The sequence below is a fragment of the Pseudomonas sp. Root71 genome (assembly GCF_001429045.1).
Classification (GTDB): Bacteria; Pseudomonadota; Gammaproteobacteria; order Pseudomonadales; family Pseudomonadaceae; genus Aquipseudomonas; species Aquipseudomonas monachiensis.
The window spans coordinates 227,315-252,695 of sequence record NZ_LMHY01000029.1 but is presented as its reverse complement, the minus strand read 5'-3'; the positions used below and the strand labels follow the sequence as shown (position 1 = coordinate 252,695).

The following is a 25,381-nucleotide window of genomic DNA, read 5'->3' as shown; positions in this document are numbered from 1 at the left end:
ATGAACACCACCGCCCTCGAACCTTCGGTAGACGTATTCCAGACTTCGGCCCAGCAGGCCTTTTATTTGCGTGCCCAGGAGCTGGGCGCACGGCCGCTGTTCGCCACCTTGACGCTGCCGGTCACCAGGCCAGTGGACGCCCAGGCGTTGCGCAGGGCACTGGAAACCCTCGGTCAGCGCCATGAAATCCTGCGCACGCTGTACCGCCGCCTGCCGGGCATGAAGTGGCCGGTGCAAAGCCTGTGCGATGGCTTGCCGCTCACACTGCTGGGCAACCAGCCTTCGGTGACCGAGGCCTTGAGCCGCAGCCGTGAAGTCATGGTTGAAGATTCGAATCAGGCGCTGGTGGTGGCGCAAGTTGAAGGTGGAGCAGGGCAGCCGTTCATCACTCTGCTGGCCCCGGCATGCAGCTTCGACGAGGCATCGCTGCGGGTGCTGGCCAGTGAACTGGGCAGCCTGTTGCGCGGTGAAACCCTGGGCGACGACGAGGACGCGCTGCAATACCTGGACTACAGCGCATGGCAGGAGGAACTGCGCGAGGAAGACATCGGTCACCAGGGCGCGGCGTTCTGGCGCAACCTGCAGCAGCAGGTCGCCGTGGCCCATCGCTTGCCGTTCGAAAAAGCCGTCGATGTCACGCTGGTTCGTCATCAGGCAACGTTGATTGACGGCCCATGGTTGGCTGGCGTGCAACGAGCCGCTGTCGAAACGGGCGTTGAGGCAGAGCAATTGGCACTGTTGCTGTGGACCGCCTTCGTTGCGCGCATCGGCCAACAGGAAAAACTGCTGATGGGCTGGCAGGTGGAGGGTCGCAACGAACAAACCATCGCCACCCTCGGACGCTTCGCCCGGCGTTTGCCCGTGGCTTTCGAGCACCGCAGCCAGCAGACCCTGGCGCAAGCGCTGGTGGCGTTTGCCGCCAGCGTCGAACAGTCGCTGTCGTGGCTCGATTGCCTCAATGAATTCGAACTGAGCGCCGAAGGTTCCGCGCCGCTGCGTTACGGCTTCGTCTATCAGGCTGCCATTGAGAGCGCTATCGAGGTGGATGACGGTAACCCTGAAGTCCTGCGCCTGCGTGTGCAGGGCGATCAATTGCAGTTGTCGTGTCTTGACGGTGCGCTGCCCGAATCGATGCTGGTCGAATGGCTGGAGCAGTTTGTCGAGTTCAGCCACCAATTGCTGGCATCGCCCGAGCTGACCCTGGCTCAGGCAAGCCTGGTCAACGACGCACAACTGAGCCGCCTGATCGAAGGCTTCAACCCGAACGCCTCCGAACAGGCATTGCCGTGCCGCTTCCTGCAAGAACTGTTCAGCGAGCAGGCGCGCCTGCATCCGCAGCGCATTGCGGTGAGCGTCAACGGTGAGCGCCTGAGCTATGCCGAGCTGGATGCGCGCTCCAACCAGGTGGCCAATACCCTGCGCACCCAAGGCGTGGCGCCGGACCAGATAGTGGCAGTCTACGGCCAACGTTCGCTGGAAATGGTCATCGCCCTGTTGGGCACGCTCAAGGCCGGCGCTGCGTACTTGCCGCTGGACCCGAACTACCCGATCGAGCGGCTGGCGTTCATGCTCGCCGATACCGGCGCGCGCCAGGTGCTGGCCTGCCAGCCATTGCCCGAAGCGTTGCGCAGCGAGCGGACAATCTCCCTGATGCCGGGGGCCGAAGTCTGGTCCGTTGCGTCAACCCGGCCTGAGCCACAGGGCGACAGCGCCAACCTGGCCTACGTCATCTACACCTCCGGTTCCACCGGCAAACCCAAGGGCGTGATGATCAGCCATGCCAACGCCGTGGCCTCGACCCTGGCGCGCAACGCTTTCTACCGCCAGCCGCTGCGGGCATTCCTGATGCTCTCGTCGTTCTCCTTCGACAGCTCGGTGGCCGGGGTTTTCTGGGCGCTGGGGCAGGGTGCGACCCTGTGCCTGCCGGACGAAGACAGCTACAAGGATCCGGCGCAATTGGCCGAGTTGATCCAGCGCGAAGAGATTTCCCACTACCTGACCCTGCCGTCCTACCACGCGCAAATTCTCGAACACCTCGACCACCAGGCGCTGGCCTGTGTGATCGTCGCCGGCGAAGCCTGCGGCAACGCACTGGTGCAGCGACATCGCGAGGCATTGCCGGGGGTGGCGCTGGTCAACGAATACGGCCCGACCGAAGGCACTGTGTGGTGTTCGGCCTGGGAACTGCCCCTTGACCAGGACGATGACAGCATCCCTATCGGCCAGCCGATTGCCGGCATGCGCCTCCACGTGCTCGGCCCGGACCTGCAACCGGTGGCCGTGGGCGTCGAAGGCGAGTTGTATGTCGGCGGGGCCGGCATTGCCCGGGGTTATCTGCAACGGGCCACGCTGACGGCCGAGCGTTTTGTCCCCGACCTGTTCACGAAGGCGGCGGGCCAGCGCCTGTATCGCACCGGCGACCTGGTGCGCTATCGCGCCGATGGCGTGCTGGAGTATCTGGGCCGAGCCGATCACCAAGTGAAAATCCGCGGCTTCCGCATAGAACTGGGGGAAATCGAGTCGGCCATGCGCAACGCGCCGGGCATCGAAGACGCCGCCGTGATTGCCCGGGAAACCCCGACCGGCCCGCAACTGCTGGGCTTCGTGGTGTCCCCGGCCGACACCGCCGACATTCGCCTCAACGAATTGCGCAGCCATCTGGCCGAAGTGCTGCCCGGGCACCTGCAACCGGCGCGCTTGCAGGTGCTGGAGCGTTTCCCGCTGATGCCCAACGGCAAACTCAATCGCCAGGCCTTGCTCGATCTCGATGTGCGCCGCAGCGTCTTCGTCGCGCCGCGCAACGACCTCGAAATAACCCTGGCGGCGATCTGGGCCGAAGCGTTGCACGTCGAGCGCGTCGGCGTGCACGACAACTTCTTCGAGCTCGGCGGGCACTCGCTGCTGGCCACGCGCATTCGTGCGCGGATTCAAGAAGAGCTGAACCTGGCGATCCCGCTCAAGCTGTTTTTCGACGGTGACACCCTGGAACGACTGGCGACGCAGATCGAGCAGTTCCGTGAGCACAGTGAACATAAAGAAAACGATGTAGACGCCCTTGAAGCGTTGTTCGACGAAGTGGACGAGGAACACGCGCGATGAGTGCTGCACCGGACAGAATGATGACCCTGGCCCAGCGTTTCTGCGGCTTGAGCGCGGACGCCCGGCGTGCGTTGCAACAGAAGATGCACGCCCAGGGGCTGACCCTGGAACTGTTGCCGATCCCGCCACGGGACCGCGGCGTCGACACGTTGCCGGCGTCCTACGCGCAGCAGCGCTTGTGGTTCCTCTGGCAGATGCAGCCCCAGGCTACGGCCTACAACCTGACCGGTGCCTTCCGCCTGAGCGGCGAGCTCAACCCTGAGGCGCTGGCACAGACCCTGAGCGCGCTGGTACAGCGTCACGAAGTGCTGCGCACCACCTTCGTCTTCGATGATCAGCAAGTGCTGCAAAAGATTCACCCACGGATGGATGCGCCGCTGGTTGAAGTCAGCGCTGGCGACGAGGTCGAACTGCAACGGCAGATCGCCCTGAACGCCGAGCAGCCGTTCGACCTGCAGCACGGCCCGTTGATGCGCTGCCGCTTGATCCGCCTCTATGCGCAGCAACATGTGCTGGTGCTGACCTTCCACCACATCGTCACCGACGGCGGCTCTCTGCCGATCCTGTTGCAGGAGTTCACCCAACTTTATGCGCAACTGAGTGCCGGGCAGCCTGCGCAGCTGCCGGAGCTGGGCATCCAGTACGCCGACTTCGCCCGCTGGCAGCGCCTGTGGCTGGAGGCCGGCGAGGCCGAGCGCCAACTCGATTACTGGCGTGGGCAGTTGGGCCGTGAACATCCGCCACTGAACCTGCCGACCGACCGTCGTCGCCCGGCGATCCCGAACCAGCAGGGCGCGAGCGTCGAGCTGGACATCTCCACTGCGTTGACCACTCAACTGCGTGATCTTGCCCGCCGCGAAGGCTGCACCCTGTTCATGCTGCTGATGGCGGCATTGCAGACGTTGCTGCATCGCTACAACGGCGAGCAGGACATCCGTGTCGGCGTGCCGATTGCCAACCGCACCCGCCAGGACGTGGAAAACCTGCTGGGCTTTTTCGTCAACACCCAGGTGCTGCGCAGCCAGCCACGGGCCGACCAGCCGTTTGGGCAATTGCTGGCGGAGATCAAGGCTGCGGCCCTCGGCGCCCAGGCCCATCAGGACCTGCCGTTCGAGCAATTGGTCGATGGCCTGGGGGTGGAGCGCAGCTTGAGCCATACGCCGCTGTTCCAGGTGATGTTCAACCACCAGCGCGACAGTGGTGGCCCGCAACGCTGGGTTCTACCGGGGCTGAGGGTCGAACCGCTGATCTGGGATGAAGAGACCACCAAGTTCGACCTGATGCTCGACACCGTCGAGGGCGACGAGGGTATCCACGCGTCGTTCGTCTACGCCACCGAACTGTTCGACGCCTCGACCATCGAGCGTCTCGGCCGGCACTGGCTGAACCTGTTGCAGGCGATTTGCACTGACAGCACGGTTGCCCTGGCGGACCTGCGAATGCTCGACGCCGCCGAGCAGCAGGCCACCTTGCTCGACTGGAATCGCAGTTCGGTGTTGAACGGCGATCAGGCGAACCTGTTGTGCGCCCATCAACTTATCGAAGCCCAGGCCGCCGCGCACCCGAACAACATCGCCGTGACCTGCGACGGCGTCACCCTCACATACGCCGAACTGAACCGCCGCGCCAACCGCATCGCCCATCGCCTGCGCGAGCGCGGCGTCGGCCCGGACGTGTTGGTGGGCATCGCCCTGGAGCGTTCGCTGGAGATGATCGTCAGCCTGCTGGCGATCCTCAAGGCCGGTGGCGCCTATGTGCCGCTGGACCCGCAATACCCGCAGGATCGCCTGGCCTATATGCTCGCCGACAGCGGCACGCGCCTGTTGCTGACCGATTCCGCACTGTTGCCGCGCCTGCCATTGAACGAACAGATCGAAGTGATCTGCATCGATCACGCCAGCGACTGGCTGTCCGAGGCCAGTGCCGACAACCTGCCGAACCTGACTGCGCCAGCGAATCTGGCCTACGTCATCTACACCTCCGGCTCCACCGGCAAACCGAAAGGCACACTGCTGCCCCACAGCAACCTGACGCGCCTGTTCAGTGCCACCGAACATTGGTTCGGTTTCAACGCCGACGATGTCTGGAGCCTGTTCCACTCCTATGCGTTCGACTTTTCCGTGTGGGAAATATTTGGCGCGCTGTTCTACGGCGGCAAGCTGGTGGTGGTGCCCCATGCGGTCAGCCGCTCCCCGGAGGACTTCGCCCGCTTACTGCGTGACGAGCGCGTCACCGTGCTCAACCAGACGCCTTCGGCATTCTGGCAGTTGCTGCCGTTCGCCTGCGCCAATTCACAAGCCATGGCCCTGCGGTATGTGGTGTTCGGCGGCGAGGCGCTGGACGTGGCCAGCCTGCGTCCGTGGTACGACGCCTTCGACGACCGGCAGCCGTTGCTGATCAATATGTACGGCATCACCGAAACCACGGTGCACGTGAGCTACCGGCCGCTGTCCCGCGCCGACCTCGATGGCGCCAACAGCTCGCCGCTGGGGGAGCCGATCGCCGATCTGCGTTGGTACGTGCTCGACCCGCGCCTGAACCCGGTGGCCAAGGGTTGCGTGGGAGAGTTGTACGTCGGCGGTGCCGGCCTTGCTCGCGGCTATCACCAGCGTGCCGACCTGACCGCCACGCGGTTTGTCCCGGACCTGTTCGCCGCCGAATCGGGCGCGCGTCTGTATCGCACCGGCGATCTGGCGCGGTACTGCGCCGATGGCAGCATCGAATACGCCGGGCGTATCGACCATCAAGTGAAGATCCGTGGCTTCCGCATCGAACTGGGGGAAATCCAGGATCGCCTGCAAAACCATCCGGCCATCGAACAGGCGCTGGTGCTGGCGCCCGAGGTCAATGGCAGCCCGCAACTGGTGGCGTGGTTCACCACGATCGGCGACGACAGCGATTTGCGCCAGTCCCTGCGCGAACATTTGCAGGCCGGCTTGCCGGATTACATGGTGCCGGCGCACCTGATCAAACTCGATCAGTGGCCGCTGACCAGCAACGGCAAGCTTGATCGCAACGCGCTACCCAAGCCCGACGCCGCGCTGGCGCAACAGGCCTACACGGCACCGCTGGACGAGATGCAGGCTGCATTGGCAGCAATTTGGCAAGACGTGCTCAAACTCGAGCGCGTAGGCATCGACGACAACTTCTTCGAACTGGGCGGCGACTCGATCATCTCGATCCAGGTGGTCAGCCGCGCGCGTCAGGCCGGGATTCGCATCACCCCCCGGGACCTGTTCCAGCACCAGACCGTGCAGAGCCTGGCGAAGGTCGCGGTACGCAGCGCCGGGTTGCTCATCGACCAGGGGCCGGTGCATGGCGAGGTGCTGCTGACGCCGATCCAGCATTGGTTCTTCGAGCAGGACATCGAGGCCCGTCATCACTGGAACCAGTCGCTGCTGCTGGAACTGCGCGAGCCGCTGGACAGCGTCAGCCTGCAACAGGCCTTGGCCGCACTGGTAGAGCATCACGATGCATTGCGCCTGCGTTTGCGTAATGTCGACGGCACCTGGCAACAGGCCCAGGCCGAGCAGTGGAACAGCGCCGAGGTGCTATGGCAGCGCCAGGCAGCCGATGCCGATGAGTTGTTGGAACTGTGCAACGCCGCGCAAGCCAGCCTGAACCTGCAGGACGGCCCGCTGTTGCGCGCCTTGCTGGTGGACATGGGCGCGGCGGGGCAGCGCCTGTTGCTGGTGGTGCATCACCTGGCGGTGGACGGCGTGTCCTGGCGATTGCTGCTGGAAGATTTGCAAACCGCGTATCAACAAGCGCAGCAAGCTCAACCCGTGCGTCTGCCCACGAAAACCAGCGCCTATCAGGCCTGGGCCGCGCGCCTGCAATCCCATGCGCAAAGTGCCGGGTTGGCCAGCCAGGCCAGTTACTGGCAAGACCAGTTCCACGACGTGCAAGTTGAACTGCCCGCCGACAACCCCCAAGGCAGCCTGGCCAGCCAGCATGCCGTCAGCGTGGAAACCGTGCTCGACAGCACTTTGACCCGCCAACTGCTGCAGGACGCACCGGCGGCTTACCGCACCCAGGTCAACGACCTGTTGCTGACGGCGCTGGCGCGGGTGCTGGATCAATGGACCGGTCAAACTTCGACCCTGGTGAAGCTGGAAGGTCACGGTCGTGAAGACCTGTTCGACGACATCGACCTGACCCGCACCCTGGGCTGGTTTACCTCGATTTTCCCGGTGAAACTCACCCCGGCCACTGATCTGGCGGCCAGCATCAAAGCGGTCAAGGAACAACTGCGCGCCGTGCCCGACAAAGGCATCGGCTTCGGCATCCTGCGCTATCTGGCCGACGCCGGCCTTGAGGATCTGCCTTCGCCACAGGTTACCTTCAACTACATGGGCCAGTTCGACGCCAGCTTCGACCAACAGGCACCATGGCGCCCGGCCCGGGAAAGCGGTGGCGCCGAGCAGGGCGCATCGGCCGAGCTGGACCGGGGCCTGAGCATCAACGGTCAGGTCTACGCCGGGCAACTGCGCCTGAGCTGGACCTTCAGCGGTGAAGTGTTCAAACCACAGACCGTGCAGCGTCTGGCCGATGCCTACGCCCTGGAACTGCAACAGCTGATCGAACATTGCCTGAGCGGTACCGGCGGGTTGACCCCGAGCGACGTGCCGCTGGTGCGTGTCGATCAGGCGCAGCTGGATGCCTTGCCGCTGGCGGCCAGCCAGATCGAAGACATCCTGCCGCTGTCGCCGATGCAGCAAGGCATGTTGTTCCACAGCCTGTTCGCCCCGGATGCCGGGGCCTACGTCCCGCAGATGCGCGTGGATGTGCAGGGCCTTGACGTCGAGGCATTTCGCGATGCCTGGCAACAGACGCTGCAGCGCCATGAAGTGCTGCGCGCCGCGTTCTTCAGCGAAAGCAACGGCTCGCGGCCGCTGCAAGTGATCCTGGCCGACGCCACGCTGCCGCTGACTGTGCTCGATTGGCGCGATCAAACCACGGTGACCGAAGCGCTGGATCGCCTGGCCGAGGACGACCGTTTGCGCGGTTTCGACCTGACGGTGGCGCCGTTGCTGCGCCTGACGTTGGTGCAGACCGTCGATGACCGCCATCACCTGATCTTCACCAATCACCACATCCTGCTGGACGGCTGGAGCACTTCGCAGTTGTTCGGCGAAGTGCTGCAGCGGTATTCAGGAGTCATGCCCGCGCCAAGCGTCGGTCGTTACCGCGATTACATGACCTGGCTGGGGACTCGCGACCGCGCCGCGTGCGAAGCGTTCTGGCTGGAGCAATTGCAGTCGTTCACCGAGCCGACGCGACTGGCCGGCGCCTTACCGGGGCCGGTTGCAGGGCAGGGCGATGCTCATCGCACCCTGCACCTGAGCCTGGACCGTGCGGCCACCGAGCGCCTGAGCGGGTTCGCCCGTCAGGCCCGCGTCACGCCCAACACCCTGCTGCAAGCGGCGTGGCTGTTGCTGTTGCAGCGCTACACCGGGCAGCAGACCGTGGCGTTCGGCGCCACGGTGTCGGGGCGTCCGAGCGAGTTGCAGGGGATCGAGCAGCAGATCGGTCTGTTCATCAACACCTTGCCGGTGATCGCCACGCCGCACCCCGAACGCACGGTCAGCCAATGGATCGATGAAGTTCAGGCGCTCAACCTCAGGTTGCGCGAGGTCGAATACACGCCGCTGGCGGATGTGCAGCGTTGGGCCGGGCACTCTGGCGAAGCGTTGTTCGACACGCTGCTGGTGTTCGAAAACTACCCGGTGGCGCAAGCGCTGGAAGAGGGTAACGCCAGCACGTTGAAGTTCTCCGGTATCAGTAACCACGACCAGACCAGCTTCCCCCTGACCATCGCCGCCGAGCTGGGTGAATGCCTGGATTTGCGTTTCAACTACGACACGGCACTGTTCAGCGCCGAAGCCATCGAAGGCTTGAGCGCACGTCTGCTGGCGTTGCTCGATGCCATGGTGAGTACGCCGCAGCAGCCCTTGGGGCGCCTGAGCCTGCTCGATGCCGCACAAACGGCGCAGCAGGTCGAAGGTTTCAACCGCACCGCGCAGGCCTGGCCGGATGTGCGCCCGGTCTACCAGTGCTTCGAAGCCCAGGTACTGCAAACCCCCGAGGCCCCGGCCCTGGTGTTTGCCGGCCAGACCCTCAGCTATCGCGAACTCAACCAACAGGCCAACCGGCTGGCGCACTACCTGCGCAGCCAGGGCGTTGGCGCCGAAGTGTTGGTGGGCATTGCCGCCGAGCGTTCGCTGGAACTGGTGATCGGTCTGCTGGCGATCATGAAGGCCGGTGGCGCCTACGTGCCGCTGGACCCGGACTACCCGCGCGAACGCCTGGAACACATGTTCAACGACAGCGGCGTACACCTGCTGTTGACCCAGCGGCATCTGCTGCAGCAGTTGCCGATTCCGCCCGCCACCACGGCGATTTGTCTCGATGACATGGCCGGTTTGCTGGACGGCCTGAGCGACGAAAACCTGCCCTGCGTGGTCGAGCTGCAGTCGCTGGCCTACATGATCTACACCTCCGGCTCCACGGGCAAACCCAAGGGCGCGGCCAACCGTCACGATGCCTTGTACAACCGCCTGGCGTGGATGCAGGGCGCGTACCCATTGGACGGGCGCGACACCGTATTGCAGAAAACCCCGTTCAGTTTTGACGTATCGGTCTGGGAGTTCTTCTGGCCATTGATGACCGGTGCACGCCTGGCCATGGCCGAACCGGGCGCCCATCGCGATCCGGCGCAACTGGTCGACCTGATCGAGCAGTACCAGGTCAGCACCCTGCATTTCGTGCCGTCGATGTTGCAGGCGTTTGTCCAGGGCGAAGGCTTCGAGCGTTGCGCCAGCCTGCGGCAGATCCTGTGCAGCGGCGAAGCCTTGTCGGCGGACTTGCAGCACAACCTGTTCCGCGTGCTGCCCAACGTCGGCCTGTACAACCTCTACGGCCCGACCGAAGCGGCCATCGACGTGACCCACTGGACCTGTGTCGATGACGGCGGCTTCAGCGTGCCGATCGGTTATCCGATCGCCAACCTGGTGACCTACATCCTCGACGACAGCCTGCAACCGCAAGTGCAGGGTTGCGTCGGTGAGCTGTACCTGGGCGGCGTCGGCCTGGCTCGTGGTTACCACAACCGTCCCGACCTGACCGCCGAGCGCTTTGTCGCCAGCCCGTTCGGTGATCAGGGCGAGCGCCTGTACCGCACCGGCGACCTGGCGCGTTACCGCGAGGACGGCGTGATCGAATACGTCGGGCGCATCGACCATCAAGTGAAGATCCGTGGCTTGCGCATTGAGCTGGGGGAAATCGAAGCCTGCCTGCTGGAGCATCCATCGGTGCGCGAAGCGGTGGTGATCGCCCTCGACGTCGGCAAATCCAAACAACTGGTGGCTTACGTCGTGGGTGATGCCGCTGTCGATCCACTCAAGCAACACCTGCGCAACGCGCTGCCCGAACACATGCAGCCGAGCCACGTGCTGCTGCTCGATCAGTTGCCGGTAACACCCAACGGCAAGCTGGATCGCCGCGCATTGCCGCAGCCGGACCAGCAAGTGCGTGAATACATCGCGCCGCGCAATGCCGTGGAAACAACGCTGCAAACAGTGTGGCAGGCGTTGTTCGAAGTACCGCAGATCGGTATGCAGGACAACTTCTTCGAACTGGGCGGCGATTCCATCGTCTCGATCCAGGCCGTCAGCCGCGCACGCAAGGCCGGGTTGAGCATTTCCCCCAAGGACGTGTTCAGCCATCCGACCATCGCCGAACTGGCCATGGTCGCTCAACCGCTCACGGCGAATCAGGCCGTGCCGACGCAGGTTGCACCGGCAGCAAAAGTCGAACTGAGTGAAGCGCAATATCAGGCGCTGGAACTGACGGAGGACGAAGTCGAGGACGTCTATCCGCTGTCGCCGATGCAGCAGGGCATGCTGTTCCACTCGGTGCAGGACGGCGACTCGGGGCTGTACGTCAACCAGATCGAAGTGGGCGTGCGCGGGGTTGATGGCGCGCGCTTCCATGCAGCCTGGGCCGATGCCGCCCGGCGTCACGGGATTCTACGTACCGCATTCCTCTGGGAAGGCGACAAGGAACCGCTGCAAGTGGTGCGGCGTGACGCGCCGTCATTGCTCACTGAATTGGACTGGCGCGGGCTGGACAATCAGCCCGGGCGTGTGCGCCAACTGGCGCTTGAGGAACGCGAACGCGGCCTCTCGCTGAACCGTGCGCCGTTGTTGCGCCTGTTGCTGGTGCGTCTGGAAGACGACCGCTATCGCCTGATCTGGACCTACCACCACATCCTCATGGATGGCTGGAGCGTGTCGCGCCTGATCGGTGAAGTGCTGCGTCATTACAGCGGTGAGGAGCACGAGCCGGTGGCGGCCTATCGCGACTACATCGACTGGCTCGGCCAGCAAGTCGCCGAGGCCAGCGAAGCGTTCTGGAAAGACAAACTCAGTAATCTCGAAGGCGCCACCCACCTAGCCCGCGCCTTGCCGGTCAAAGCGCCGCAAGCCGGTTACCACGCGATCTATACGCACCTGAGCGCCGGGCAGACCGCACGTTTGCAGGCCTTTGCCCAGCAACAGCAAGTGACCCTCAACACCCTGGTGCAAGCCGCGTGGCTGCTGCTGTTGCAGCGCTACACCGGCCAGCGCACGGTGACCTTCGGCGCCACCGTGTCCGGCCGACCGGAAACCCTCAACGGCTCGGAGAACATGCTCGGACTGTTCATCAACACCTTGCCGGTGGTCAACACGGTGCCGACCGAAACCAGCGTCGGCGACTGGCTGCGCGAACTCCAGGCCTACAACCTCGACATCCGCGACTTCCAGCAAACCCCGCTCAGCGATATCCAGCGCTGGGCCGGGCAGGGTGGGCAGTCGTTGTTCGACAGCATCATCGTGTTCGAAAACCAGCCGGTGGACCGCACCCTGCGCGAGTGGAACGGCGATGCCCTGCGCTTCGACGACGTCTCCGATTTCGGCCTGACCAGCTTCGCCATGGACCTGATGGTCAGCCTCGACGAAGGGCTGCGCATCGAGTACATGCACCAGCGCGATCAGTTCGACCTGGCCACCGTCGAAGTCCTGCGCAGCCACATGGAAAGCCTGATGCAGCGCCTGTGCGACGACGCCGGGCGCGCGGTCGGTGAACTGGGCCTGCTGACCCTGGACGAAGGCCGGGCGCTGGACGGCGAACTGCCGGTGGTGGCCGAGGGGGACGAGACGCCGGTGCACGAACTGATCCGCCAGCGTGCGCGACTGCAACCGGAGCACACGGCGCTGGTACTCAGTTATGCCGAGCGCGACGCCGAGCACTTGAGCTACGCCGAACTGGACCGTCGCTCCGATGCCCTGGCGGTGCATCTGCTGGAACAGGGCGTGCAGGCCGAAGACGTGATCGGCGTGTTCATGGAGCGCTCGCTGGAGTTGGTGGTGTCGTTGCTGGCGGTGATGAAGTGCGGCGCCGCTTACGTGCCGCTTGACCCGCAATACCCGCAGGAACGCCTGCGCTACATGATGGCCGACAGCGACATGCGCCTGCTGCTGACCCAGGAGCGGCTGCGTGATAGCGCGCAACTCAATCCGGGCACGGCAATGGTCGCCGTGGATCGCCTGAACCTCGACGTCGAGGTGCCGGCACCGCAACGCGCGGTGCACGCCGAGCAACTGGCCTACCTGATCTACACCTCGGGTTCCACCGGCAAGCCGAAAAGTGTCGCTGTGGCCCACGGGCCGCTGAGCATGCACGTGCAAGCCATCGCCGAGCTGTACGAGATGGACCCGGACAATCGCGAACTGCATTTCATGTCGTTCGCCTTCGACGGTGCCCATGAACGCTGGATCACCGCGCTGATCAGCGGCTCGACCCTGGTGATCCGCGACAACACCTTGTGGACCGCCGAACAGACCCTGGCGGTGCTGCACCGCCAACGCATCAGCGTCGCCTGCTTCCCGCCGGCGTACCTGCTGCAACTGGCCGAACATGCCGAATTGCAGGGTGGCGATCCACCGTCGGTGCGCATCTATTGCTTCGGTGGCGATGCGGTGCCGGACGCCACATTTGAACGGGTCAAGCACACACTCAGGCCGCAATTCCTGGTCAACGGCTACGGCCCGACGGAGACCGTGGTCACGCCGCTGCTGTGGAAAATCGCCGCCGACGGCCACTGCCAGGCGATGTATGCGCCGATTGGCCAACGCGTCGGCGCCCGCAGCCTGCACGTGCTGGACATGGACCTCAACCCGCTGCCGGTGGGCATGGTCGGCGAGTTGTACATCGGCGGACGGGGCGTCGCGCGCGGCTACCATCGTCACCCGTGGCAGTCTGCCGAGCGCTTCGTCGCCGACCCGTTCAGCACCGAGGGCGGGCGCCTGTACCGCACCGGCGACCTGGTGCGCCGTCGCGAGGATGGCGTGTTCGATTACGTCGGGCGCATCGACCATCAGGTCAAGGTGCGCGGCTTCCGCATCGAACTGGGCGAAATCGAAGCCCGATTGCGCGAGCAGGCCGGGGTCAACGATGCGCTGGTGGTGGTGCGGGACAACAGCCAGGGGCCGCAATTGGTGGGTTATGTGGTGGCGGCGCAAGACGATGGCCTCGGCCCGCGTTGCCAGGCGGCATTGCGCGAGAGCCTGCCCGACTACATGGTGCCGACGCAGGTCGTGGTGCTGCCGCGCTTCCCGCTGACCCCCAACGGCAAGCTCGACCGCAAGGCCTTGCCGGACCCGGCCTTCAGCGGTCGCGACTACGTGGCGCCACGCACGCCGCTGGAATGGGCGCTGGCGGACATCTGGCAGCAGGTGCTGGGCATCGAGAAGGTCGGCATCACCGACAACTTCTTCGAACTGGGCGGCGATTCGCTGCGCACCCTCAAGGTGATCTCGAAAGTCCGCGCCCTGAATGAGCCTGGCTTCCAGCTCAAGCTACGGGACATGATGGCCAAGCCGACGATTGCCGGGTTGTCCGGTGTCGATGAACAGCCGCTGCGACAGCGTCCGCAACCGCTGTTGCTGCTCAACCGGGTGGTAGGCGATCAGCCGCCGCTGTTCTGCCTGCACGCCGGTTTCGGCACGGTGTTCGACTACGAGCCACTGGCCCGGCGCCTGGAGGGCGAGCGCACGGTGTACGGCGTGCAATGCCGGATGCTGCTGGACCGGCAGTGGCACGACACCTCGCTATCGCAGATGGCCGCCGACTACGTCGAGGCGATCCGCGCCCGGCAACCCCAGGGCCCGTACCACGTGCTGGGCTGGTCGCTGGGCGGGGCGCTGGCGTTGATGGTGAGTGACCTGTTCGAACAGCAGGGCCAGCGTGTGGCATTCATCGGTCTGGTGGACAGCTTTGTACCGACCCAGGCCAATACCGTCGCCAGCCCGGATGAGTGGCGCACGGATCTGGCCGAGTTCCTCGGTGCAACCTTGGGCATGGATGGCGAGGTGATCGCCCGGGCACTGAGTGTCGAGAGAGCGGGGGACCACGACGCCGTGGCGCGGATCATTCGCGCGGTGATCGACAGCGAAAGCGATCAGGCCAGCGGTTATGCGCTGCTTGGCGCCGACGAGTTGGCCCAGACGTTCATGGTCAGCACGCGCTTGAAGGCGCTGTCGCGGCAGGTCGAAACCTTGCCGATTCCTCAGGCCGAACTGCATTGCTGGTGGGCCGATGGCAACCCGACGGCCGAACGCGCGACCCTGGAGCGTCAGCAACCACGGCTGCGCAAGGTGCAAAGGGTAACGGCCGATCACTTCGATATCCTGCAGCAGGATGAGTGCCTGGACACCGTGGTGGCGGCGCTGAGTCGGGAGGTGGTACCGCAGTTCTAGGGCTTGCCCGCGACAAAAACAGGCTCGCCCTAATGAACGGTCCTCACGGTTCGTTTATTGGGCGAGCTTTTTATTTTTGGAGACTACCGCCCATGGCACTGCACCCGGACATCGAGGGATTTCTAGAGCTGGCCGAGTTCGGCCGCCTCAGCGGCAAAAGCCAACCCATGCATGAGCTGAGCCCCGGAGAAGCGCGGCAGCAGTTCGAACAGACTTCGCAATTGCTCGATGCGGCCCCGACGGGCACGTTGACGGTGACGGCGGTCAGCATAGCGGCGCGGGACGGGCATTTGCTCAACGCGCGGCTGTACGCCAAACCACAACCGGGCAGTGAGTCGCGCCCGGTGTTGTTGTACTTGCATGGCGGCGGCTACGTGGTGGGCAGCCTCGATTCCCACGACACCCTGTGCCGGCGCCTTGCGTTGGCGGGGGAGTTTGTCGTGTTGTCGGCGGACTATCGCCTGGCGCCGGAACACCGTTTTCCCACCGCTTACAACGATGCCGAAGACATCACCCGTTGGCTGGCCATCACCGGAGCCAAGGCGTTGGGGCTGGACGCGAGGCGCATTGCGCTGGCGGGGGACAGCGTCGGCGGCAGCCTGGTGGCGTCGCTGTGTATCGCCATTGCCCGGGACCCATTGGGCTGGCCGCTGGTGCCGCGCCTGCAAGTGTTGCTGTACCCGGTGATCGACGCGGTAAAAAAGCGCCCGTCTCTTACGCGGTTCGCCGAAGGCTATCTGCTGGAAGCCACCACGCTGGAATGGTTTTACCAGCAGTACCAACGCAGCGAGGCCGACCGCGCCGACTGGCGTTTTTCACCGCTGTACGCCGAGCGTTTGCAAAGGCTGACGCCGACGGTGCTGTGGCTGGCCGAGTACGACCCGTTGCTCGACGAAGGCCTGGCCTGGGCCGAGAAACTGCGTGCCGCGGGGCAACCCTTGGTGCTGGAGGTAAAGGCCGGCATGACCCACGACTTTGCGCGCATGGGCGAGATGGTCCAGGAAGTGCCGGGGATGCTGGCGCAACTGGCGGCGCAGATCAGCGAGAGCCTGGCCTGATTCACTGTGAGGGGAGTACGGATGCCGATCAGTTAAATGCAATCCCTGTGGGAGCGAGCTTGCTCGCGATAGCGGTGTATCTAACACATCAATGTTGAATTTGCCGCCGCCATCGCGAGCAAGCTCGCTCCCACAGGCCATCGGTGATCTGGAAATTGTGGTCAGGGCGGATCAAGCCGATCCAGCGCCCGATTCACCGCCAGTTCCCCCAACATGATCACCTGCGCAATCCCCAGCAGCGCATTGCGGCTTGTCCCCTCCAGATGATCCACCAGATCGTTGGCCATGACATTGGCCGACGCCAGCGATTCGCAGGCATGCACCAGCAGGGTTTCGGTACTGAGTTCGGGGTTCACGATGAACATGGTGCTGGGTGTGCGCGGGGTGGCCATGATGTTGGCGCCCGGCTCGGAGTCCGGCGGATTCGGAGTAACTTTGAACATGATTTGGGTCCTGTAAGTATGAGCTACCACCGCTTCTCTACTAATAAGAAGGGTGGTAGCTGTGCGCAGGTTAGTAGACCGGGGACCCAAGGAGCCGGCGCGCCCGAGGGCGCCCTGCACACAGCCACCATAAAGTGCAGGGATGGGATACCTGACTGTTTGATGGGCTATGCGCCTTGAGTAACCACGGGCTACTAAACCCGATCACTGACAATCAGTGACGGGCTCAAGTTACCGACGACCCCCAAGGCGCACAAGCCGGCGGATTCTGGCGTACCTGTAGGCAACGACGCAAGGCGTTGTGGCTTTCACGAAGTAACCTGTAGGCCGCTTAAACAGGCGCTATCGAGTGGTTTTTAACCTGCTGTCATGCCTTGTCAGAGAGCGTTGGAATCCTCGGAGTCGGCAGGAAGAATCCTACGAGAGTTTGCGGTTGGCCCTCGGAAGTACAGCCCTTACGATCTGACGCGACGCAATGGTCGGCTAACCCACATTCATCATTGCCAATGACGGCAGCGGCTCTGGAGGTCATTATGCGAGCCCTCATCGAGTCAAAACGCAATGTCAATGGACGAATGGGTGATATGTAAAATCTCTGGGCTCGCACCGCAAATCCGCGAGCTGGAAGCGCAGGCCGTTGCAGAAGGCTTCAGGTTCCTCACCCGATTGATTGCGGAATGGGAAAGCGGCGCCAATCGATTCGATGAGCAGGGTGAGTGCCTGTTGGGGGTGTTTTACAACGGGCGGCTGATAGCCGTTGGAGGTCTTTCATCCGATCCATTTTCCGAACCCGGCGTAGGGAGATTACGGCGGGTGTACGTCGCCCGTGCATCAAGGGGCCAGAACGTGGGTAAAGCGCTGGTGCAGCAGCTTCTGGATTTGGCGTCCGGGCATTTTCGCAGTGTGCGACTGTCCACGGACACCCCCGAGGGCGCTGCCTTTTACCTGCGCTGCGGGTTCCAGCCGATCCAGGATGATTATGCGACACATGTGAAGCCCACTTCATAACTCGGCAGTGGCTATGTATGATCGGCCTCGGCCCGATGCTGCCCGCCGCTCGCTCCCGTTGGGAAAGGTGAAAGCATCTCCTTCTTGTACGAACCCTGTCGCCTCTCTTGACGGTCGAGGTTTGGCAATGCGAGCACCAAGGCATCTCGGCTACAGGAGCAGTCATGTTTTCAATCGAGCAAGCCAAGCAAATGGCCAAACAGTTGCGCGCCTCGCTGGAGGAGCGCAATCAGGCGGTGACCCATTCCACCGCGCTGGAACTGGTCGCGCAACAACTGGGCTACAAGGACTGGAACACCGCGTCGGCGATGCTTTCCCAGGCAAGTACGCCGTCCACGCCTGCTGTGACTTTCGACAAACCCATTCCAATTCTGCGCAGTTTCGACGAAGCCAAGGCGCGCGAGTTCTATCTGGATTTCCTCGGGTTCAGCGTCGAGTTCGAGCATCGTTTCGAGGCTGATCTGCCGCTGTACCTGGGCATCAGTCGCGACGGCCTGCAACTGCACCTTTCCGAGCATCACGGTGATGCCAGCCCGGGCTCGACGGTGTTCGTGCCCATGCAAAACATCGAACTGCTCAGGGACGAATTGCAGGGCAAGCGCTACGGGTATGGACGCCCTGATATTGTCCAGCAGGGCTGGGGCAAAGAGCTGCAAGTCTACGACCCGTTCGGCAACCGGATTCGCTTCTGCCAATATTGATCAGGCGCTGCGGGCCGGGGTGACCCGGTCCGCTTTCAACCACCCGGTAATAAGGATGAACACGGTATGACCACGCAGGACACTTCGCTTCAAGACCTCGCCGCGCCTGAAGGCGTTTGTTATGGCTGCGGCAGCCAGAACCCGCACGGGCTGCACATCAAGAGCTTCTGGCATGAAGACGGGGTGCATGTCATGGCGCAGCATATGCCGGATGAAAAGTACTGCGGTTGGCCGGGGCTGGTTTACGGCGGTTTGATCGCGATGCTGGTCGATTGCCACTCCAACTGGGCGGCGATGGCTTATCACTACCGGGCAGAGCAACGCGAGGTGGGCAGCTTGCCCCACATCACTTGCGTCACCGGTAACCTGGGCATCAAGTACATAAAGCCCACCCCGATGGGTGTCCCCCTGACACTGCGTGCCAGAGTCGAGGGGGAGGTCGGGCGCAAAAGCCGGGTCATCTGCGAGATCTTCGCCGGGGATGTCCTGACCGCTGTCGGGGACTCCACGTTTGTCCGCGTCGATACCGAGCAACTCAGGACCGCCGCGCACGAGCGCAAGGTCGACTCCTGAAGCCGGCGCAACAAACACGCATTACCTTTGCGGTTCGTCAGCGAATCAGCACCGGGCCGCAAGCGGCCCGGGTGGGGTGTGGCTGTTGAGGCTGCCGGCAATCAATACTGCGCGCGCAAGCTCAGGGTCAGGGTGCGCGGGTCGCCGTAGAAGTTGGTGCCCCAGGAGGCGTCGACGCGGTCGTAGTACTTGCGGTCGAACAGGTTGTTGGCGGTCAGTGTCGACGACAGGTGTTCGTTGAACTTGTAGCCGACCTGGGCCGAGGTCACGGCATAGCCGCCTTGTTTGAACTTCACGTCACGCTGGTAGTAGGTGTCGCTGACCACACGCACGCCACCGGCGACGCTGAAGTCCTTGAGCGCACCGTCGGTGAACTCGTACTTGGTCCACAGGTTGTAGTTGTGCTTGGGTGTGATGGTGCTGAAGGTCTTGCCTTTGTTGGCCTGATCGCCGTCCAGGAACTTGGTGGAGGTGAAGGCGTAACCGGTGACGATGCTCCAGTTGTCGGTCAGGTTGCCGCTCAACTCGGTTTCCCAGCCCTGGCTGCGGGCCTTGCCTTCGGTCATGTAGGCACCGGAGTTGTTGTCGTATTCGGCGCGGTTTTCATCGTAGATGCGAAAGGCGGCGATGCTGGCGTTCAGGCGACCGTCGTAGAACTCGCGCTTGAGGCCGATTTCGTACTGCTTGCCTTCGCGCGGGCCGACCGGCTCGCCGTTTGTGCCGATTTCGCTCTGCGGTTTGAACACGCCGGTGTAGCTGAAGTAGGTCGACAGTTCAGGGGTGATCTTGCCGATGATGGCGCCGTACGGCACGACCTTGCGGTTGATGCTGGTGTGGGCTTCGCCGAAGTTGTTGAAGAAGGCGTTGGCGTTCTTCGCATCGCTTTCGTACCAGGTGACGCGGCTGCCGCCGATGACATCGAGCCAGTCGGTGACGTTGATCTTGGCGCGGGTGTAGACGCCGTACTGATCGGACTTGGACCAGTTGCCGTTGACGTGGGCATAGTCGTTGCGGGGAATGTCGATGCTGTCCGGATTGAACACGTTGATCGGGAAGTACTCGCCGCCGCCGTAGGTGAAGTCCTTGTCCAGGTGCTGGTATTCGGCGCCCACGGTGAACTCGTGGCGGCGATCGGCGAACTCGAACGGCGTGGTGACGAAGCTGTCGACGCCGACGGTCTTGATGTGGGTGTAGTAGTCGTAGGCCACGGCCCAGCTGTCACCGGTGGCCGGGTCGACCGCGCCGTCGGCCCAGGTGAAGTTACGCTCCGGGGTTTCGGCGTCGCGGTAGGTCAGGGTGGTCTTGAACTGACCGCCGTTGTCCAGTTCGTGGTCGAGTTCGGCGAAGGACTCCCAGACTTTTTCGTTGAGGGTGTTCCACTTGGCATCGACGAAGGTCGAGCGCGGCACGTCGAGCAATGAGCCGTCGGCGTAGGCCGGCAGGCCGAAGGCCGGGGTAGAGTTGTTCTTCTGGTAAGCGCCACCGACCGACAGGGTGGTGGCCGGGTCGAGGTCGAATTCCAGGCGACCGTAGACCATCGGGCGTTCGTTCTGCGCGTAGTCGACGAAGGACTGGTTGTTCTCGTAGGCGGTGATGAAACGACCGCGCACGGTGCCCTGTTCGTTCAACGGGCCGGTGACGTCCACCGAAGAACGGTAGCGATCGTAGGAGCCGGCGGCCAGTTCGCCACCGAGGGCGAATTTGCTCAGGGCGCGCTTGCGCACCACGTTGATCGTACCGCCGGGTTCGCCCGCGCCCTGGTACAGGCCCGACGGGCCGCGCAGCACTTCGATGCGGTCGTACATCGCCAGGTCGAAGCTGGTGGCCATGTCGCCCTGGCCGGTGGGCTGCGAGACGCCGTCGACCTGCACCTGGTCGACGAGGAAGCCCCGCATATAGACGTCGTTGAGGCTGGAGCCGGAGTTGTAGGTCTTGATGGTCACGCCGGTGACCTGGCGCATGGCGTCCTGCAAGCTGTTGAGGTTCTGGTCGTCCATGCGCTGGCGCGTGACGACGGACACCGACTGCGGGATGTCCTTGAGCTTGATGTTGCCTTTGCCGATGGTCACTTCATCGCTGGTGTAGGAGTGCGAGCCTTCGGTGGTCGGCCCCAGCGCCACGCCGGTGATGGACGTCGCACCCAGTTGCAGTGCACTGGAGTCACCGGCCGATGGCACCAGCGATACGGTGTTGCCATTCAACTGAAAATTGATGCCGCTCCCCAGCAGCAAGGTTTTCAGTGCCTGTTCCGGTTCCATGTTGCCGGACACCGCCGTGGACTTGATGCCGTTGACCATGTCCTGGCTGTAGAGAATCTGCAGATTGGTCTGCTGGCCCAGTTGGCGCAATGCGCTGGCCAGCGACTGAGCCGGTACATTGACGTTCACCGGGGCTGCCTCGACCTGGGACGTACCCAGCAGCAACAGGGTCAGCAACGCGCCCGGCACGACCGTTCGGAGTTTCTTTTGCCGTTCGATGGCTAAGGCCAAGGGGGCGCGGGACAGAGTAAGGCTTTGCATTGCTCGAATCGCTCCAGAAGGGTGTGTGCAGTTTTTTAGTTAATGATAATTATTATTAGACGGACCACGTTGCATAAACCGGAAAACAAACTCTAAAAAACAATGATTTGCGTGGGGCAACGGCACTCAGGCGGTTGCGCGCTCGGTGACGACCCGCCCCGATTCCATGCGCACCAGTTGATCGGCCATGTCGAAATAGCGGTCGTCGTGGGAGATGACGATGATGGTCTTGCCCAGGCGTTTGAGGTCGGGCAGCAGCTCGGTGTAGAAGATGCGGCGGAAGGTCGGGTCCTGGTCGGCGGCCCATTCGTCGAACACCAGCACCGGGCGTTCTTCCAGCCAGGCATTGACCAGCGCCAGGCGCTTGCGCTGGCCGGTGGACAGGTCGGTGGTGGTGAAGCTGCCGTCCCTGACGCTGACCTTGTGCGCGATCTCCAGCCGTTGCAGGTATTGGTTGGCATCTTCGGGGATGTGCTGGTCGCCCTGGACCACGTCATCGAACAGGTAGTAATCGGCAAAGATCGTGGTGAACAATTGGCGGTAGTCGTCGCGATTGTGCGCGTCGATGCCTTGGCCGTTGAGCAGGATCGAACCCTGTTGCGGCGCGTAGAGGCCCAGCAGCAACTTGATCAGGGTGGTCTTGCCGCAGCCGTTTTCACCGACGATGAAAATGATCTCGCCTTGCTCGATGGTCAGGTTCACCGGGCCCAGGCGAAACGCGTCACTGCCCGGTGCGGCGGGGAAGGCGTAGCTGACGTGGTCCAGTTGCAGGCGGTTGACCACGGTCGGCGGGGTGCCTTTGTCGTTGAGCAGCAGGTGCGGCTCGGGGGAGGAAAACTGGCTCGACAGTTCGGCAATGCGGCGAAAGGCAATGCGTGCCCGGCTGACGATCGGCAAGGTGCTGACCAGATGCTCGATCGGGCCTTTCATGTACAGCAGCACCAGCACGAAGCCGCTCATCACCGCCTGGTCGGCGCTGGGCCAGAACGATTGCAGGGCCAGTGCCAGGCCGATCACCACGAAGAACAGCATCGAGCCCAGGGTCTTGGCGATCACGAAGGTGTTGATCGAACGCACCTGGGTGTTACAGATGAAATCGGCGGTGCCCTGGATGCCCTTGACGAACATGCGCTGACGGCGCGGGCGGTGGATGCGCAACTCCTTGGCGCCGCCGGCAATGGCGTTGTAGTGCTTTTGCAGATCGTCCTCGGCGTCGCGGGCGGCCATGAAACCCTGGATGCCCTTGCCCTGGGCGAAGAACTGGATGCCGGTGCCGATGGCAATCGCCAGCACCATCATCAGGAACATCGGCCACGACAGCATCGCCAGGTAACCCATGCAGCCAAGGGTCACGGTCAGGGAAATCGCCAGCGGCGCGAAGGCGAAGGCGAAATCGCTGATGGTGTCGACGTCGTGGGTCAGCACCGGGATCAAGCGGTGGCTGCGGTAGCGCTCGATCTGCTCGATGGGCGCTGAAAGCACCTTTTCCCCAAGTTCTTTGCGCAGCCGGGCAATGATGTGCTGGCCGACGTAGTTGGTGCCGATGTCCGAACAGATCGAGCTGCCCAGGGCCAGCAGGCACAGGCCGCCGAACAGCGCGACCACGCCTTGGGTCAGGCCATCGGCCGAGTGCAGCGCGTTGTTGATCGTGGCCAGCAACACCGTGACGCTCAGGCCACCCACCATGCCCAGGAGGATCGACAGACTGACGACGAGCCGGAACGGTTTGAGGAGGGTGAACAATTCATGAATTGCACCGCGCGTTGGCTGGGTCATGAGCAGAGGGTTCCTTGGGTCTTGAGGCAGATACCCAGTAGAACGTCTGATGGAGGGCTTAATTTAAAGGGTGGACGATGCAAAACCTGTGGGAGCGAGCTTGCTCGCGAAAGCGGTGGATCAGAAAACTTGATGTTGACTGACACGACGCCTTCGCGAGCAAGTCGGATCGCCGCACCGCCGCTCCCACAAGGGTTGGTGGGGATTAGAGCGTGCGCACTACACGGAAACCGATCCAGTCGCCACGGGTTTGCGGGTCGATGTCATTGCGGTTGCCCGAGCGGGAAAACACAGGCGCCTCGCCCCAGTCGTTGCCACGGATGCGCAGGGTGTCGCAGTTCGGTTCGGTCCAGGCGCTGCCATCGGTGGGCGCACCGACATAGTCCGGGTGATAGCAATCGGCGATCCACTCGTAGACATTGCCGTGCATGTCGTACAGGCCGAAGGCATTCGCCGGATAGCTGCCCACGGGTGAGGAATAGCTGTAGCCATCGGTGGGGCCGTAGGTGTTGGCGTGTGTGGCGATGCTGTACTCGGTGCCGGGGTCGAACGGGAAGGGGAACGCTCCCTTTGACCCGGCACGGGCGGCGTACTCGCGCTGGGCCTCGCTGACGATGTGGTAGTGTTGGCCGGTCTTCATTGACAGCCAGGCGACGTAGGCACTGACCTCGGCGAAGTTCATGCACACCGCCGGCTGACGCGGGCCCTGTGGATAACGTGGCTTGCCGTTGATGCACTCGCGGCCGGGGCGGGTGTCGCCATCGGGCAGGGTGATCCCGGTTTCCTTCATGTATTGGGCCCATTCGCCGGCGGTGATCTGGTAGCGGCTCATGGCAAAGGGTTTGTCGAACGTCACCTCATGCATCGGGCCTTCATCAGGTTCGCGGCCGACTTCGTCGTCCGGGGTGCCCATGGTGAAGGTGCCGGCGGGCAACACCACCATTTCCGGGCAGTTACGGCAATCCTTGAAGACCTTGCCGGGCAAGGGCGCGGTGTAGGCCTGGGCGAGGCCGGGCAAGGCGCTGCCGAGCACGGCCAACAGCGTCAGGGTGCCGAGTTTTTTCAGGGTGCTTTTCATAATGGCTCTCGCTCAGTCAGACCTGGTTGGCCAGCAGTTCCATCAGGCGGTCGATGTGCGCTTGGGTATTGAGTAGCCCCGGTGACACACGAATGATCGGCCCGACATCACGGTCCACGGCATCGCACACCACACGCTGATCCATCAGGTAATTGGCAACTGCTTCGCAGTCCCGGTTCTTGATGCGGAAGAAGGTGAAACCGGCGGAATACTCCGGCGACAGTGGCGTGACCAGCTCCACCGACGGGTGTGCCTGCAAGCGTTTTTTCAGGTAGCTGTTGATGGCATGAATGCGCGTCGCGACCTCGGCCTTGCCCAGTTCCAGGTGCAATTTGAAGGCCTCGGTCAGCGCCCAGCGGTGTTCGAACGAGTGGTAGCCGCCGTAGGTCATCACCGTGGAGAACTGGGTGGCTTCGGAGAAGGTCGGGATGGTCGGGGTCACGTCCTTGAGCTCGTCGGAGCGGGCGCAGATGATCCCGGTGCCCCGTGGGCCGAACATCCATTTGTGGGTGCCGGCAATGAAGAAATCGCAGTGCATGTCCGGGAAATCGACGTTCTCTACGCCGAAGCCGTGGACGCCATCGATCACGTAGAGGATGCGGTCCTTGTCGGCGCGGCCACGGTTTTTCTCTTCAACCAGTTTGCCGATCTCGCCGATGGGCAATTTCACGCCGCTGCCGGAATGCACCCAGGTCATGCCCAGGACGCGGGTTTCGGGGCGGATGTTGCGTTCAATCGCGGCCAGCACTTCGGCGGTCGAGACCTTGTACGGGTCTTCGAACAACTTGATCTTGCGAACCTGGGTGCCGTCCTTCCGGGTGCGGTATTCGAACACGCTGTTGGCGGCGTAGTGCTCGTGTTCGCTGGTGAGGATCTCCTGGTCCGGGCGCACGTGGATGCCGGCATAGATCATCGCCAGGCCTTCGGTGGTGCTGCCGGTCAGGGCGATCTGTGACGGCTTGGCCTTCAGGTACCGGCCGGCCCACACGCGCACCTCTTCTTCGCGGCGTTCGGTTTCGCCGCGATGCCAATCCATGGCCAGGCCCGGGTTGCGATCGAGGTTGGCGCGGTGCATCTCGATGGCTTCACGCACAGGCAGCGGATGCGAGGTCACCAGGAAGTTGGCGAAGTGCAGGTAATTCGGGTCTTGGGTGAAGAGTTGGCGCAACTGGTCCCATTTGTCCTTGGGCAGTGGCGCGGAGCTGGCGGCCCGTGCCGGCAGGCTCACAGCGCAGGCCAAGGGAAGGCCGGCCGCGAGGATGCCGGCCTGCTTTAAGAATGAACGACGGTTGGTCATGGATTCGGTTCGCTTTGGCAATAGATGA

General features: G+C 63.3%; 11 protein-coding genes. 6 read left to right on the top strand and 5 right to left on the bottom strand.

Features of this window, described 5'->3' with window-relative positions; all coding sequences use genetic code 11:
- The 3 genes from ASD95_RS25010 (at position 1) to ASD95_RS25000 (ending at position 15,958) form a co-directional block, all read left to right on the top strand.
- Positions 1-3,099, top strand: coding sequence for a non-ribosomal peptide synthetase (locus ASD95_RS25010; RefSeq protein ID WP_056722649.1), 3,099 nt, complete (start codon positions 1-3; stop codon positions 3,097-3,099).
- Entirely contained in the window at positions 3,096-14,900 is an 11,805-nt protein-coding gene (locus tag ASD95_RS25005; protein ID WP_056722647.1) for a non-ribosomal peptide synthetase, read from the top strand. The genes ASD95_RS25010 and ASD95_RS25005 overlap by 4 nt, the downstream gene beginning before the upstream one ends.
- 92 nt (positions 14,901-14,992) lie before the next feature.
- A complete protein-coding gene (locus tag ASD95_RS25000) occupies positions 14,993-15,958 on the top strand; it encodes an alpha/beta hydrolase (RefSeq protein ID WP_056722645.1) in 966 nt (321 codons plus the stop codon).
- Between the two features lie 161 nt (positions 15,959-16,119).
- Here the strand turns inward: ASD95_RS25000 and ASD95_RS24995 are convergent, their stop codons facing one another.
- Positions 16,120-16,401, bottom strand: a complete 282-nt coding sequence (locus tag ASD95_RS24995; RefSeq protein ID WP_056722643.1) for a DUF6124 family protein — start codon at positions 16,399-16,401, stop codon at positions 16,120-16,122.
- Positions 16,402-16,962: 561 nt separating this feature from the next.
- Here ASD95_RS24995 and ASD95_RS24990 point away from each other — a divergent pair.
- From ASD95_RS24990 to ASD95_RS24980, 3 genes are all read left to right on the top strand, one after another.
- Complete coding sequence (locus tag ASD95_RS24990; RefSeq protein WP_056722641.1) at positions 16,963-17,409, top strand: GNAT family N-acetyltransferase; 447 nt, start codon at positions 16,963-16,965, stop codon at positions 17,407-17,409.
- 164 nt (positions 17,410-17,573) lie between these two features.
- Positions 17,574-18,110, top strand: coding sequence for a glyoxalase superfamily protein (locus ASD95_RS24985; RefSeq protein ID WP_008049764.1), 537 nt, complete (start codon positions 17,574-17,576; stop codon positions 18,108-18,110).
- Between the two features lie 66 nt (positions 18,111-18,176).
- Complete coding sequence (locus ASD95_RS24980; RefSeq protein ID WP_056722639.1) at positions 18,177-18,683, top strand: PaaI family thioesterase; 507 nt, start codon at positions 18,177-18,179, stop codon at positions 18,681-18,683.
- A 101-nt stretch (positions 18,684-18,784) separates the two neighbouring features.
- Here ASD95_RS24980 and ASD95_RS24975 read toward each other — a convergent pair whose 3' ends face one another.
- The 4 genes from ASD95_RS24975 to pvdN all read right to left on the bottom strand — a co-directional run bounded on the left by ASD95_RS24975 (position 18,785) and on the right by pvdN (position 25,353).
- A complete protein-coding gene (locus ASD95_RS24975) occupies positions 18,785-21,202 on the bottom strand; it encodes a TonB-dependent siderophore receptor (protein WP_056722637.1) in 2,418 nt (805 codons plus the stop codon).
- Positions 21,203-21,328: 126 nt separating this feature from the next.
- Positions 21,329-22,978: a cyclic peptide export ABC transporter gene (locus ASD95_RS24970; protein ID WP_056722636.1), complete on the bottom strand. Its 1,650-nt coding sequence runs from the start codon at positions 22,976-22,978 to the stop codon at positions 21,329-21,331.
- 205 nt (positions 22,979-23,183) lie between these two features.
- Positions 23,184-24,056: a dihydropyoverdine dehydrogenase gene (gene pvdO, locus ASD95_RS24965; RefSeq protein ID WP_056722634.1), complete on the bottom strand. Its 873-nt coding sequence runs from the start codon at positions 24,054-24,056 to the stop codon at positions 23,184-23,186.
- A gap of 16 nt (positions 24,057-24,072) precedes the next feature.
- Positions 24,073-25,353: a pyoverdine-tailoring periplasmic protein PvdN gene (gene pvdN / locus ASD95_RS24960; protein ID WP_056722632.1), complete on the bottom strand. Its 1,281-nt coding sequence runs from the start codon at positions 25,351-25,353 to the stop codon at positions 24,073-24,075.
- Between the last annotated feature and the right edge of the window lie 28 nt (positions 25,354-25,381).